This is a genomic window from Hymenobacter sp., assembly GCF_036387835.1.
Lineage (GTDB): Bacteria > Bacteroidota > Bacteroidia > Cytophagales > Hymenobacteraceae > Hymenobacter.
In genome coordinates this window covers 1-13,184 of the sequence record NZ_DASVSY010000003.1, presented here as the reverse complement: position 1 = coordinate 13,184, position 13,184 = coordinate 1, and the positions used below count along the sequence as shown (strand labels likewise).

Sequence of the window (13,184 nt, the reverse complement as noted above, 5' to 3'; positions counted from 1 at the left end):
TGCCCGACGCCTTATCATGAGGCACTTTCTGATAAAGCAGCCACTTCCCTTACTTGATGCCGTAGCCCAGCGACACGATGATATTGCTGGTTTGGGAGCGGCCACCAAGCTTTTCGATGGCCAATTGTGACAAAGCCAGATCGAGGCGGAGGCCGCTCAGCGCCACTCCTACCCCAAGGCTAGGCTGCATTTTCCATTCGTCTTTACCCGTGAATGCTTTTATCTTCTGAAAGTTGCTCACGCCGCCCCGCAGAAACACCAAGCTCTTGTAGCCGACTTCCAAGCCTGCCCGCGGATCGACATTAAGCAGCTTACTTGACACTAGCGTATTGCGCTGCCCATCAGTAGTTACTTCCAAGTCGATGGCCGCTAGGGCAGTAAACTCACCGGGCAGTTTCATCGAACGCCCGGCGCCTAGTATAAAGCGTGGCAGCGTCACCTCCGTGCTGTTGGCTGGTATTGCATTTGGATCGCCAACCACCGGAGTTAGTTTATCGGAGTTAATGCTCCACGCATTGACGGTGGTAGTAATGTCGCGGGCCATAAGGCCGAAGTGCCAGTCGTTTTTATCGTATTGCACGCCAGCGTCAATCCCGAAGCCCCAGGCATTGGCAAACTCGCCGATGTTGCGGTAAACCACTTTGGCATTGACCCCTACTTTCAAGCCTTCGATGTTGCCTATTTTGCGGGCATATGACAGCAGAAAGGCGTAATCGGCTACTGAGAAGTAACGAATCTGGTCGTATTGAATGTAGCCGTATTCATTAATTAAGCTGCGCGTGTCAGCAATATCATCGACGCCTAGGCGGACGGCGCTGATGCCAATGGCGCTTTTGTCGTCGAGCGGCATGGAGAAGGCCGCGTAGTCGTTCTTAACGATGCCCGAGAACAACTCGGAGTGCATCAGGACGGCATCGTATTTTGCTTTTTGGCTGAGCAGGCCTGCCGGGTTCCAGTAGCCGGCAGTAGCATCCTGGGCAAGACTAACTTGCACTTTACCCATACCTAAGGCGCGCCCCCCGACCCCAATATTTAGAAATTCATTGCTGTACTTTGGCGTTATATCCTGGGCCGAAGCAGCCGTGGGAGCGAGAATCAGTAGGCCGCTAGCACTTAATAGCAGCGCAGTAGCATAGAAGAAGTGCTTCATAGAAAAATGGGCTAAAAACGGGTAGTCCGCTTTTGAACGCAAGGTACTACATATTAGTACGTCACGCTTTAAAACCACTAGAAATTAGCTTTCTGTCAGTTGATTAAGGTTGGGCTTCGCGTGTAAGCACTAAGCCAACCTTATAGCATCGGCAGTCTTTCCCTTGATCCATAACAGGCCTGTATTTGCGCCTAAGCTCATGCTCGCTAATTTTTCCTAAGAGAGCAAACTCAGCGAAACTGCTTTAAACAGGCTAAAACGCCACATTTCTCACTCTTTGGTGAAGCAGAGAATTAAATCAAAGAAATATTTTTCAACAGTACCTTGCGTCACATAGTACCTTTCATTATCTTTGACTCATTCTTCACCGACTACTGCCTCAAGCCCATGAAAGTAGAGAACACCCAAGTGCAGATGCGGAAGGGAATTCTGGAATTCTGCATCCTGGAGATTATCGCCCGCGGCGAGGTATATGCGTCCGACATGCTCGAAGAACTAACCCAAGCCCGCATGATTGTGGTGGAGGGGACGCTCTACCCGCTGCTCACGCGCCTCAAGAATGCTGGCCTGCTCGATTATACCTGGAAGGAATCGATGAGTGGCCCGCCGCGCAAGTACTACACCCTCACCGAAGGCGGGCAGAGCTTCCTGCAGCAGTTGCGCCTTACGTGGGAAGAAGTACAGGACTCCATCCGCATCATCCGCCAAAAGCCTTCCGCCAACGGGAGCAGCGTACCGGTCGTGCTGTAGCACCCGGCCCTTCCTCCCGATTTTTTCCGACTAGTTGCAGCCCCTGACTGAGATGAAAAAGAACATCAGCATCAACCTCCAAGGCATCATCTTCCACATCGAGGAAGACGGCTACGAAGTTTTGAGCCGCTATTTGGCCGAAGTAAAAGCCCACTTCAGTGGCTACCGTGGCCACGAGGAAATCGTGGCGGACATCGAAGGCCGTATTGCCGAAATCTTTGCTGCTCGCCTCTCCGGCGTCAAGCAAGTGATTTCGCTGGAAGACGTGTTGGCGATGACTGCTAAAATGGGCCGCGTGAGCGACTTCCAAAGCGCCGACGACGCCGAGGACGACGAAGAACTGCTGGCCGACGCTGTAGCTAGCGGCACGGCTGCCGGTACCTACACCAGCACCGGTACCTACACCAGCTACACCAGCACGACTAGCAGCACCACCGAAACCACTTCCAATGAGCCCCGCCGCCTCTACCGCGACATGGCCAACCGCAAAGTGGCCGGGGTAGCTGGTGGTATTGCCCGCTATTTTTCCGTCAATCCGCTCTGGATTCGGTTGGGCTTTCTGGGCCTGCTTATCCTAGTGCCTTTGGCCTTCAACGACCTTGGCTGGCTAGAGGAAGTAGGTGAGAAACTAGCCGCCTTGTCGGTTATCTCTTATATCATCCTCTGGATCGCGCTTCCCAAACGCTACGATACTACGCCAGAGCAGGAAGACCGGAGCTACAAGAAGTTCTACCGCGACACCGACAATGGCAAAGTCGGAGGTGTGTCGGCTGGCTTGGCCGCTTACCTCAACTCTGATGTGACGCTGCTTCGGGTGCTGTTCATTGCCGGCTTGTTTATAGGCGGCATCTCTTTCATCCTGTATCCGCTGCTCTGGATTCTGGTACCCGAGGCCAAGACCATATCGGATAAGATGCGCATGCGCGGCGATGCGGTAACACTGTCGGGTATTGACAACAACGTGCGCAACAACGCTTTTGAAGCCGGACCTGGCAATAACCGCCCCGTAGGCACCTTTTTCGAGGACTTGGCCGGGGCCTTGAATCCGCTTCTTGGTTTCGTGGGAGCTGCTATCCGGATTTTCGCGGGCGTTATGCTCACCATACTTGGGTTTGGTTTTCTGCTTGCCTTGGTTGTTCTGTTGGGTGTAGGAATAGGGTTGATTCCTGATTCCCAAACCATCATAGCCGGCGACGTACCCGCCCATGTGTTCCTAAACGGGGTGCCTGGCTGGGCCCTGCTCTCGGGTTTTCTAGCCTTCGGAATTCCGACGCTGGCGATGCTGCTGCTCGGCATTGGACTGTTGATGCGCCGCGCCGTATTGACGCGTACCATGGGCTGGTCCTTGTTTGGACTGTGGCTGCTGAGCATTATCGGTGTCACGGTGGCTGCTGCCCGCCAGAGCCGCGAGTTTCAGTACGGCGCCGATGTCGAGCAAAGCCAGCAGTATCCGGCGCTCCGGGCCCGCGTATTACGGCTCGAAACCCGGCACGTAGACCGCGAATGGGACCAGTGGGTGGACGTAGACCTGGTTGCCGCCGACAGTGGCCGGACCGTGGACGTGATACGCCGCCTCTCAGCCAAAGGCGCTTCTGAAACTGAAGCCAGCAACACCGCTGCTACCACCGTGGCCTACACCATCCGGACCCGAGGCGATTCGACCCTAATTTTCGACGACCATTTCTCGTTCCAACCGAATGCTCGCTACCGTGACCAGGATCTGGAGCTAACGATCCGCCTGCCCCGCGACCGTACCTTCCACCTCAGCCAGGATTTTGCGAACTGGCTGAACGACGACAACTTCGTGGGCAACCACACCCCCGAAAACGTGGAGGAGCACACGTTCCGGATGCGGGGCAACAAGCTCGACTGCATCGACTGTACTCTGGAAGAAATGGGAGGAAGCGTCGATGATAGCAGCAACGACAACGACGATGACAACGGTGAGGCCAACATAAACCTAGATTTCGGCGATGCGGCTGCGTTCGACACCGATGAAAGCCACTACGGCTCTGATCGTCGCACCTACGACGAAAATGATTTCGACGGAGTCAGTGTGCTAGGGCCCTACCGCGTTGTGATACGGGCGGGCAGCACCTACCAGGTGAAGGCGGCTGGCAGCACAACTGACCTCAACGAGCTGCGGGTGTTGCGCGAGGGCAGCAAGCTGGTGGTTCGGTCTCGCAACCGCAACTTCCTGGGCGGCTCTAACTGGCGAGGTGCCGGCAAGATTCTGGTAATTATTGAAACGCCGGAACTCGATAAACTAGAACTGGTAGGCGCTGCCCAAGCCGACGTGCACGGTTTCGGGACGGGCGACTTGCAAGTGGAACAAGCCGGTGCCAGCCAGCTGCGTCTGCAAGGCGACTTCAACAAGCTCGACATCGACCTAGCTGGTGCCTGCCGCGCTTCGCTGGAAGGCAAAGCCGATGACCTGAGTGTTGACGGCGCAGGTGGCTGCGAACTAGCCGCTCGCAACTTCACTGCTCGTCGCGCCGACATCGATATGGTGGGCGGCAGCAAAGCCCGTCTGCGGGTGACCGAAAACCTGAAGGCCGACGCTGTAGGAGCCAGCGTAATCGAATACAGCGGTAACCCCAGCGACGTAACCAAGGATGCTACGGGTGCTTCGAGCGTGCGCTCTGTAGAAGAGTAGAGTTCTAAGCCTGGCCTTCACTAAACAGACATCTACGAGCCGTAATATTTAGTGAAACAAGATTTTAATCTAAAATAAATCTGGTGAGTAAGGCAACGCTCACTAACAAGCCGGCATCTATGTTGCTGGTGAAATGAAAAAGAGGGTCCAATTTTTCTGGTGAGTGAAAGGCAGACCCCCGAGGAAGTTCTTTCGCCGTTTGTGCTGCAACCGAACGGCGAAAGGCTTCCTCAAATTTTAAAGTGAATGAGTAAGTGAGTGAATGAGTGAAGTAGCTTATGGCGCGGACAACTACGCCATAAGCTACTTCACTCATTCACTCACTTACTCATTCACTTTTAAAAGTCCCTTCTGCTGTCCTAACTCCAGCAGGAGCGCAAACGCTTCGTCGTATTCGTTGCGGACCTTACCATCCAGAATGGCTTCCAATACGGCATCTTTCAACTCTCCTACCTCGCGGGAAGGCTTCAAGCTGAAGGTTTGCATGATAACTTCGCCGGTAATAACGGGCTTGAAGTTGCGCAAGTGGTCTTTCTCTTCCACTTCCTTCAGCTTTTGCTCTACCACATCGAAGTTGCGCAGGTAACGGTTCTTGCGGTCGTAGTCTTTGCTGGTAATGTCGGCGCGGCAGAGCAGCATGAGGCGGTCGATATCATCGCCGGCCTCGAAGAGCAGCCGTCGTACCGCCGAATCCGTGACAATTTCCTTGGACAGCACAATGGGGCGCAGGTGCAGGCGTACGAGCTTTTGCACCTGACGCATTTCTTCGCCTAAGGGCAGTTTGAGGTCGGTGAAGATGCCGGGTACCCAGCGGGCTCCTTTGTCTTCATGGCCGTGGAACGTCCAGCCCACGCGCTTGTCGTAGCGCTTGGTGGCGGGCTTGGCTATGTCGTGCAGAATAGCGGCCCAGCGCAGCCACAGGTCGCCACCGGCGGCTACCACGTTATCGAGCACTTGCAGGGTGTGGTAGAAATTGTCTTTGTGGGCGTGCTGGCCTACTTTCTCGACACCGTAGAGCTGCGCCATCTTCGGGAAGATGAGGTGCAATAAGCCACATTGAAACAGCAGCTTGAAGCCGTAGCTTGGCTTCGGCGCCATAATAATCTTGTTGAGCTCGGTGGTAATCCGCTCCTGCGACACAATCTTGATACGCTCCTTGTTGCGAGCCAAGGCATCGTAGGTATCGGGCTCGATGTCGAAATCCAGCTGCGTGGCGAAACGAATGGCGCGCAGCATCCGCAACGGGTCGTCGGAGAAGGTGATGTCCGGGTCGAGAGGGGTGCGGATGGTGCGGCGCTCTAAGTCGCCCATGCCGTCGTAGCGGTCCACGAGGGCCCCAAAGTCGGCGGGGTTTAAACTCAGGCCGAGGGCGTTGATGGTGAAGTCGCGCCGGGCGAGGTCCTCTTCTAAGGTACCAGCCTCTACTTCCGGCTTCCGGCTTTCGGCGCGGTAGCTTTCTTTGCGGGCGCCCACAAACTCCACTTCGATTTCAGGCGTGGGCAGCATAGCCGTCCCGAAGTTCTTGAACACCGTCACCCGGGGTCGGCCGGGTAGCTTACGCCCCACTTCCTGCGCCAGCCGGATACCGTCGCCTACGCACACGACGTCCACGTCCTTGCTTTCTCGCGCCAATGCCAAATCGCGTACAAATCCGCCAATGACATAGGCTGGGTAGCCTAGCTCGCCGGCGGCGTCAGCAATGGTTCGGAACAAAGGAAGGTCAGGAAGCTGCGGGATTTTCATGCGGCAAAGTTCGGCAACTGTCGGCTAGTAACCATAATCAGGCCGCTGGACCCTAACAGTTGAGGTGTCATATCTGGCACTTCGGCGGGCTTGCTCTACGCTTCAGCAACCAGTAATTGGCTGGCTGCCAACAAAAGCGGAAGTTCGACCTGTTCTATTCTGTTTCACTGCTAACTGGTGGCTCCCATGCTTCTCGCTCCATTTTTCTCTTTGCCTGCCACGGCTCTGCCCGTTCGCCTACTGCTCGGTGCCCATATTGCGGCGGGTACCATCGCTCTGCTTGCGGGCTTGGTGCCTATGCTCGGCCGCAAGGGCGGCCAAACGCACATACGGGCGGGCCGACTTTACACGTACTGCATGGTGGCGGTGGCTGCTACGGCGGTGCTGCTCTGCCTGTTGCAGCCGCTTACGCTTGGCCGCCTCTTCCTTACGGGCATAGCGGTGCTGAGCTTCTACCTGAGCTTCACCGGCTGGCGGGCAGCGCGGCGGCACAGTATCTTGCTGCCCCTCCCCGACCGGCTCTTGGCCATGGGCACGGTGGTGGTGGGGTTGCTGATGGTGGCAACGGGGCTGCATCTGCAAGCCGTGCTGTTCGCCTTCTTTGGGGGCCTGCTCTGCCTGTTTGCCGGCCTCGACACTAAAGCGTTTCTGCGGCCCTCCGCGGCTCCTGCGCCCTGGACGCAACGGCACTTCACCCGGATGGGTGGCTCGTATATTTCAGCTTTCACGGCTTTTGTTGTGGTGAACCTAAGCCGGTGGCTACCAGTTGGGGCCCCGGCATGGCTGAACCTGGTGGGCTGGATGGCTCCTACCTTTATCGGCACTTTCCTGATTTTCCGGGCGGTGCGCCACTTCAAAGCCACCCAGAGAGCCGTCAAAACTTCTGGTGCATCGGCTCCGGTTGGGTTGCTGCCGCTCTTGCTGTTCGGACTACTAGCAACCAGGCCGGTAGCAGCCCAGGCGCCTGTAGAGCATCAACTTCCCGCTCACCTGACTGATCCGGTGGGCAAAGCCTTACCTATGCCCGCTGCCTACCGCTAGGAGCTGCCCACAAGTGGCGACGCTTCCCTCCATGAGTACCGCCATGGAGTTGCTAGAATGAGGTAGCTACGACAGGCAATCTGTTGCTTAGTGGGTTAATCACGTAATATTTCCAAAGCCCCATCGTCCAGCACCCGAACTACCCGGGAGGGTGTGGTTCGGGCTGTTTCGTCTTGGCGCCAATTCACTACGTAGTCGGCGCCGCGTATCAGGGCCGGATTTACTTCCGAGTATAGCCCCGGCGTAGGCTCACCACTAAGGTTGGCTGAAGTAGATACCAAACCGTGTCCTAGTCGCCGCACCACCTTGTGGCAGAATTCATCGTTGAGCACCACCCGCAGCCCAATAGTGCCATCGGCAGCCAGCAAGTTGGGCGCTAAGTGGCGGCTGCCAGGCACCACGTACGTGGTGGGTTTCGATTGCGCTGCAAGCAGCATCCGCAAATGCGATGGCACCACGGCCGCATAGCGCGCAAACATCACCTCATCCGCTACCAGCACAATGCACGATTTCTCGGGTGGGCGCTGCTTGAGCTTGTATAGGCGCTCCACTGCCGGTGGCACTTCCGCATCGCAACCCAGGCCCCACACAGTATCAGTGGGGTAAAGAATTACTTGCTGAAGTAGCAAAGCGTCTACGGCTGCATCCACTTCCTGACGGAAAAACGTGCTCATAGGTTAGGTGTTGATTGTTGGTTGCTGGTTGTTAGTTGCTGGGTGTTGGTCACTTTGTTGACTAGCAGTTTGTTAACCTAACAAGCAACAACCAGCAACCAACACCTCAAATAGATTGACACAGTTCTACCAATACGCCGTGGGCGCTCTTCGGATGTACAAAACACACGAGCTTGTTGTCGGCTCCTGGCTTGGGCTCTGGATTAAGCAAAACAAAGCCTGCTTCGCGCAAACGAGCCATTTCCGCCCGGATATCAGTTACCTCAAAGGCCATGTGGTGAATGCCTTCGGGTTTCTTCTCTAGAAACTTACTGATGGCACTGTTGGGGGAAGTGCCGGCCAATAACTCAATCTTGGAATTTCCTATTTGGAAAAAAACCGTATCCACCGCTTCGCTCGCCACATGCTCGCGCTTGTACGGCTCTTGTCCGAGCAAGGTAACATACAGAGCAGTAGCCTTTTCAAGGTCCTGCACGGCTAAACCGACGTGTTCAAGATTCGTTAGCATACGTGGGGCCGCCAACTATAGTACGGCTTCTTTGGATTTGTTCTACTTTTGCAGCGGCAAAGTAAAACCACTTCATTGATTTCTGTGTTTTACCTTCGAACGATTCTCTACTGGTTTTCTTTGGTGTCCCTTAGTTGCCACTGATTATCAGATTTCCACTGCAACCTGATTGTGCGCCATGCTCAAGCTCCCTATCTACCTTGATAACAACGCTACCACGCCCCTCGACCCTCGGGTTCTGGAGGCGATGATGCCTTACCTGACGGAAGTATTTGGCAATGCCGCTTCTCGTAACCACCCCTTCGGTTGGGCCGCCGAAGAAGCTGTTGACTATGCCCGCGACCAAATTGCCTCGCTGATCAACTGCGATGCCAAAGAAATCATCTTCACCTCGGGTGCTACTGAGTCCGATAACCTCGGCATCAAAGGGGTATTCGAGATGTACTCGCAGAAAGGTAACCACATTATCACGGCCACCACTGAGCACAAAGCGGTGCTTGATACCTGTAAGCACATCGAGAAACTAGGTGGCCGCGTTACTTATCTGCCTGTAAACTCGGAAGGCCTTATCAGCCTCGACGACCTGGAGGCCGCCATGACTCCTCAGACCATTCTGGTGACTATCATGTACGGTAATAACGAGACGGGCACTATTCAGCCCATCCGCGAAATTGCCGCTATTGCCCACAAGCACGGTGCCCTGTTCATGACCGACGGCACCCAGGCGGTTGGTAAAATTCCGGTGGACGTTGTTGCCGACGGCATCGACCTGATGGCTTTCACGGCCCACAAAATGTATGGCCCCAAAGGCGTTGGTGCGCTGTATGTGCGTCGCAAAAACCCACGGGTGAAAGTTACCGCCCAAATGGACGGTGGCGGGCACGAGCGTGGCATGCGCTCGGGTACTCTCAACGTCCCTGGTATTGTCGGCCTCGGCAAAGCCTGCGAACTATCTCGCCTCGAAATGGTAGCCGACACCGAGCGCCTAGGCAAAATGCGCGACCGGCTCGAGAAAGAGTTGCTGACGCTGGAAGAAAGCTACGTGAATGGCTCCCGCGAGCATCGACTGCCCCACGTTACCAATATCTCGTTTAAGTATGTGGAAGGTGAGGGCCTGATGATGGGCGTTAAGGACTTGGCCGTATCTTCGGGTTCGGCTTGTACCTCAGCCTCTTTGGAGCCATCTTACGTACTGAAAGCACTAGGACTGAGCGACGACCTTGCCCACAGCTCCCTGCGCTTCGGCCTAAGCCGCTTCACCACTGATGAGCAAATCGATTATGCCATTAACCACGTAAAAGAAGCCGTAACCAAGCTCCGTGAAATGTCGCCGCTATGGGAGATGTTCAAGGAAGGCATCGATCTAAGCAAGATTGAGTGGGCTGAACACTAAGGCCATTTGACAATTATCAATTAACATTTATCAGTTGTTCTTGAACTGGACTTGTTATCTGCCAATTGTCATCAGACCTTTAAAATGATAAATGTTAAATATTAAATAACCCAAAGCCATGGCTTACTCCGATAAAGTAATTGACCACTACAGCAACCCCCGCAACGTGGGCACGCTGGACAAAAGCAAGAAGAACGTGGGCACCGGCCTAGTTGGTGCGCCTGAGTGCGGTGACGTAATGCGTCTGCAAATCGAGGTAGACGAAACCACCAATACCATCACCGACGCCAAGTTCAAGACTTTCGGATGCGGTTCGGCCATTGCCTCGTCGTCGTTGGCGACGGAGTGGCTGAAAGGCAAAACCGTTGATGAGGCGCTGGCCATCGACAACATGGAGATTGTGGAAGAGCTGGCTTTGCCGCCCGTTAAGATTCACTGCTCTGTGCTAGCCGAAGACGCTATCAAGTCGGCCATCAACGACTACCGCGTAAAGAACGGTTTGCCTGCTCTGGAAGAGGCCAAGTCGCACCACTAGTTTATTGTTGAAAGGTTGATTGTTGAATTGTTGATTGTTCAAACTTGTATTGAACGACTAACAATTTAACAATCAACCTTTAACCATTAAAAATGGACGTTTCTGCTTCCGACATACACGTTGAAAGTGCTCGTATTCAGCAGCAGATAGAGCAGTATCTAGGCATGGGGCCGGGTAGCTTGCTTTTCGAGTTTCGGCAGTTAGATGGGCTAACCCGGTTGGACCTCATTACGGTAAATCCGCGCCACCAGCAGAGTTTCCTGTTTCGCTACGAAACCGGCTACGACAAGCTGGATGCCCTGCGCAAGATGCTGGCTTATGTACAGCGCTACCGCGACACCGAAAGCTCGTATACTATTCAGTGGCGTGCCCGCGGCGACAAGGAGCTCCAAACCTCCTACTTCCGTGCCCACAATGCCTATGAAGCGCTTGACAAGCTCTACTACGGCCGTGACCTGAATATCATTACCGTGTTCAGCGTGGTGCTCAACCCTTCTTCCTAAAGAACAGAGTTGGGTACTTTTTCACTCTTTCTGTTGTTTATAGTTTGCTTACCAATCATCGACTACCAAACTCATGATTACCGTTTCTGATAAAGCCAAAGAAAAAGTTGAAAGGCTCATGCACGATGCAGAGCTGGACGCAACTTACCGCTTGCGTGCCTCCGTGGCCGGCGGCGGCTGTTCGGGCCTGAGTTATAAGCTCGATTTCGACAACGAAGTAAAGCCTATGGACCAGGAGTTCGAGGATAAGGGTGTGCGCGTAGTAGTAGATATGAAAAGCTTTCTTTACCTAGCTGGCACCGAGCTCAACTTCTCCGACGGCCTCAACGGCAAAGGCTTCTATTTCGATAACCCAAACGCCTCCCGTACCTGCGGTTGCGGCGAGAGTTTCTCGGTGTAGACAGGCATATCGAAAGAATACTGAGGCTTCACACATTAAAAAAGTCCCTGCTTCTTGTTTGAAGCAGGGACTTTTTATTTAACCTGTTAGCTCTATTCGCGCACAAAGCGCTGAATACTACGTCCACTAGTTGACTGCAATTCTAGAAAATAAGTGCCAGTCCGAAGCGATTTTACATCAAGTGTGCTACCACCATTAGTTTTGCCCGTAAGCAGTGCCTGGCCAAGATTGTTAATAACGCGGTACTGCACATCGCCCAAGGTAGGCGCCAAGGTGATAGAGCCGGTGCTTGGATTAGGGAAGAAGCTGGCTGCCGGCTGATCTGTTGCTTGCTGCACCGCCACTACGGGCGAGAAAGACTCTGTACCATCGTAGTCAAGCTGGCGCAAGCGGTAGTAGCTCAGCCCGGCCAACGGCTGCTTATCGAACCACTCGTACTTGTGGCCTTGGCTACTAGTGCCTTGCCCGCTGATGCTGCCAATAGTCTGGAACTGTTCGGCCGTGGCTCCACGCTGCACCTCGAAACTGGCATTATTCTTTTCTGAGGCCGTTGCCCACTGCAGTTGTGTGCCTTTTGTAGAAGCTGCTGCGGTGAAGCTCTTCAACTCGACAGGAAGTGGAGAGTTGCTACCTATAAGAAACTCATCCATTGTCCATCTTTCATCGTTGTCGGTTGTGCGAGCTTCAACATAAAAGCGAACTTCATTAACTGTAGATGGTAAAGTGACGCGGACTGTGCTTAACCCTTGGCCAGTGTTATCTCCTAAAGTTCTTGGCCGGAAAACAAAAGGAGTATTATCACCATCATAAACAGTGTTTGCTACAGAGCTCTCGCTGGAGTAGTTCCACCAACTATTGTTCTGACGAGTAATTTCTTGTTGATTTCCGCGTACCTCAAGTGTATTTTGATAACTAATTCCTCCATCAACGCTGACAAACACCCTTACAAAGTCATTGTTGTCAACACCGCCATTGCGGCTGTTCATTGACCAAGCCGCTAAACGAAACTGAATATAATTACCGGAGGTGTTAGAGAAGTAACGAGGTTTGAACAATACTGACTCAGTGGTCTGTTGTACATACCATGCCTGACCATATGTGGTGTAGAAGTTTGCATTAGCTGGTCTGTCATTACCGTTTGCACCTTCGCCAATCCGAGTTAGCGACGGTGTACCGTCGTATCCTAAAGATGTACTGTTATTAACATTTGGCCCATCAAATCCTTGTACTACTGTGTTCTGTGCATGAGCCGTCAGGGGCCTAAAAGCAGACAAAGCGGTAATCAGTAGGGTAGCACAAGTTTTCCCTTGCATAATAGAGAGGGCGTGTTTCATGATAACAAAGTAGTGACGAGCCAATTTTTTATAAATAAAGTTTAATTAAAATAGATTTACAACATTATCTTATGACAATCTTTAGATGAAATTTACTTTATCAGGTTTCATGTTCATTTTCAATGTGTTAGCTCAACTATAAACCTCATAATATTTTTATTAAATCTGAACATAATTATAAGGAGCTTACTATCGATTGCGAATGAAATCATAATCCTTACAAAGAATATGTCAGCTGTATCATTTTTAGACAAGTCCTTGCGGACAGGACGTATCGGCTATAATTCTATATGAAGAGTCCTTTTATGAGTTCAAGCTCTTGACTTAGTGTAGAGGCTATTTCAAGGCTTATCTTTATAACTGATGTTACGCAGTCGTCAGATGGGGTTTCGCGTTTAGTAGGCTTATGAAGAGTTGCACGCTGGACTTGTACACGGATTATTTGCTGAGTTCAACGGGGCCGACGACGGCCACCGGCTTGTCGCGGCTGCTGGAGG

Annotated in this window: 12 protein-coding genes; 7 read left to right on the top strand and 5 right to left on the bottom strand. The window is 53.2% G+C overall.

What is annotated here, in order from left to right:
* Positions 1 to 49: 49 nt before the first annotated feature.
* Positions 50 to 1,150: a putative type IX sorting system protein PorV2 gene (locus tag VF639_RS00385; RefSeq protein WP_331143915.1), complete on the bottom strand. Its 1,101-nt coding sequence runs from the start codon at positions 1,148 to 1,150 to the stop codon at positions 50 to 52.
* A gap of 387 nt (positions 1,151 to 1,537) precedes the next feature.
* Between VF639_RS00385 and VF639_RS00380 the strand changes: the two genes are divergently transcribed.
* Positions 1,538 to 1,900 (top strand): PadR family transcriptional regulator, encoded by a 363-nt coding sequence (locus VF639_RS00380; protein WP_331143933.1) that lies wholly within the window; start codon positions 1,538 to 1,540, stop codon positions 1,898 to 1,900.
* Between the two features lie 52 nt (positions 1,901 to 1,952).
* Positions 1,953 to 4,556, top strand: coding sequence for a PspC domain-containing protein (locus VF639_RS00375; protein WP_331143914.1), 2,604 nt, complete (start codon positions 1,953 to 1,955; stop codon positions 4,554 to 4,556).
* A 324-nt stretch (positions 4,557 to 4,880) separates the two neighbouring features.
* On the opposite strand, the gene VF639_RS00370 is transcribed toward VF639_RS00375, so the two are convergent.
* Entirely contained in the window at positions 4,881 to 6,299 is a 1,419-nt protein-coding gene (locus VF639_RS00370) for a CCA tRNA nucleotidyltransferase (protein WP_331143913.1), read from the bottom strand.
* Positions 6,300 to 6,485: 186 nt separating this feature from the next.
* Here VF639_RS00370 and VF639_RS00365 point away from each other — a divergent pair, with 186 nt between their 5' ends.
* Positions 6,486 to 7,340 carry a DUF2306 domain-containing protein gene (locus VF639_RS00365; RefSeq protein WP_331143912.1) on the top strand — a complete coding sequence of 285 codons (855 nt, stop codon included), beginning with the start codon at positions 6,486 to 6,488 and terminating at the stop codon, positions 7,338 to 7,340.
* A gap of 95 nt (positions 7,341 to 7,435) precedes the next feature.
* Here the strand turns inward: VF639_RS00365 and VF639_RS00360 are convergent, their stop codons facing one another.
* The gene (locus VF639_RS00360; RefSeq protein WP_331143911.1) at positions 7,436 to 8,014 is read right to left on the bottom strand and encodes an L-threonylcarbamoyladenylate synthase; all 579 of its coding nucleotides are present in this window, start codon (positions 8,012 to 8,014) and stop codon (positions 7,436 to 7,438) included.
* 106 nt (positions 8,015 to 8,120) lie between these two features.
* Positions 8,121 to 8,522 (bottom strand): methylmalonyl-CoA epimerase, encoded by a 402-nt coding sequence (gene mce / locus VF639_RS00355; protein ID WP_331143910.1) that lies wholly within the window; start codon positions 8,520 to 8,522, stop codon positions 8,121 to 8,123.
* Between the two features lie 178 nt (positions 8,523 to 8,700).
* On the opposite strand from mce, the gene VF639_RS00350 reads away from it, so the two are divergent.
* The 4 genes from VF639_RS00350 to VF639_RS00335 all read left to right on the top strand — a co-directional run bounded on the left by VF639_RS00350 (position 8,701) and on the right by VF639_RS00335 (position 11,353).
* Positions 8,701 to 9,915 (top strand): IscS subfamily cysteine desulfurase, encoded by a 1,215-nt coding sequence (locus VF639_RS00350; protein WP_331143909.1) that lies wholly within the window; start codon positions 8,701 to 8,703, stop codon positions 9,913 to 9,915.
* Between the two features lie 118 nt (positions 9,916 to 10,033).
* Positions 10,034 to 10,450: a Fe-S cluster assembly scaffold IscU gene (gene iscU, locus VF639_RS00345; RefSeq protein ID WP_331143908.1), complete on the top strand. Its 417-nt coding sequence runs from the start codon at positions 10,034 to 10,036 to the stop codon at positions 10,448 to 10,450.
* Positions 10,451 to 10,542: 92 nt separating this feature from the next.
* Positions 10,543 to 10,953: a hypothetical protein gene (locus VF639_RS00340; protein ID WP_331143907.1), complete on the top strand. Its 411-nt coding sequence runs from the start codon at positions 10,543 to 10,545 to the stop codon at positions 10,951 to 10,953.
* A gap of 73 nt (positions 10,954 to 11,026) precedes the next feature.
* Positions 11,027 to 11,353 carry a HesB/IscA family protein gene (locus tag VF639_RS00335; protein ID WP_022826102.1) on the top strand — a complete coding sequence of 109 codons (327 nt, stop codon included), beginning with the start codon at positions 11,027 to 11,029 and terminating at the stop codon, positions 11,351 to 11,353.
* Between the two features lie 92 nt (positions 11,354 to 11,445).
* Here VF639_RS00335 and VF639_RS00330 read toward each other — a convergent pair whose 3' ends face one another.
* Positions 11,446 to 12,687, bottom strand: a complete 1,242-nt coding sequence (locus VF639_RS00330) for a T9SS type A sorting domain-containing protein (RefSeq protein ID WP_331143906.1) — start codon at positions 12,685 to 12,687, stop codon at positions 11,446 to 11,448.
* Positions 12,688 to 13,184: the final 497 nt, after the last annotated feature.

What these genes read in the sequence shown, in the direction of transcription:
- VF639_RS00385 (WP_331143915.1), bottom strand. Translation starts at nt 1,150, where the DNA reads ATGAAGCACTTCTTCTATGCTACTGCGCTGCTATTAAGTGCTAGCGGC.
- VF639_RS00380 (WP_331143933.1), top strand. Translation starts at nt 1,538, where the DNA reads ATGAAAGTAGAGAACACCCAAGTGCAGATGCGGAAGGGAATTCTGGAA.
- VF639_RS00375 (WP_331143914.1), top strand. Translation starts at nt 1,953, where the DNA reads ATGAAAAAGAACATCAGCATCAACCTCCAAGGCATCATCTTCCACATC.
- VF639_RS00370 (WP_331143913.1), bottom strand. Translation starts at nt 6,299, where the DNA reads ATGAAAATCCCGCAGCTTCCTGACCTTCCTTTGTTCCGAACCATTGCT.
- VF639_RS00365 (WP_331143912.1), top strand. Translation starts at nt 6,486, where the DNA reads ATGCTTCTCGCTCCATTTTTCTCTTTGCCTGCCACGGCTCTGCCCGTT.
- VF639_RS00360 (WP_331143911.1), bottom strand. Translation starts at nt 8,014, where the DNA reads ATGAGCACGTTTTTCCGTCAGGAAGTGGATGCAGCCGTAGACGCTTTG.
- mce (WP_331143910.1), bottom strand. Translation starts at nt 8,522, where the DNA reads ATGCTAACGAATCTTGAACACGTCGGTTTAGCCGTGCAGGACCTTGAA.
- VF639_RS00350 (WP_331143909.1), top strand. Translation starts at nt 8,701, where the DNA reads ATGCTCAAGCTCCCTATCTACCTTGATAACAACGCTACCACGCCCCTC.
- iscU (WP_331143908.1), top strand. Translation starts at nt 10,034, where the DNA reads ATGGCTTACTCCGATAAAGTAATTGACCACTACAGCAACCCCCGCAAC.
- VF639_RS00340 (WP_331143907.1), top strand. Translation starts at nt 10,543, where the DNA reads ATGGACGTTTCTGCTTCCGACATACACGTTGAAAGTGCTCGTATTCAG.
- VF639_RS00335 (WP_022826102.1), top strand. Translation starts at nt 11,027, where the DNA reads ATGATTACCGTTTCTGATAAAGCCAAAGAAAAAGTTGAAAGGCTCATG.
- VF639_RS00330 (WP_331143906.1), bottom strand. Translation starts at nt 12,687, where the DNA reads ATGAAACACGCCCTCTCTATTATGCAAGGGAAAACTTGTGCTACCCTA.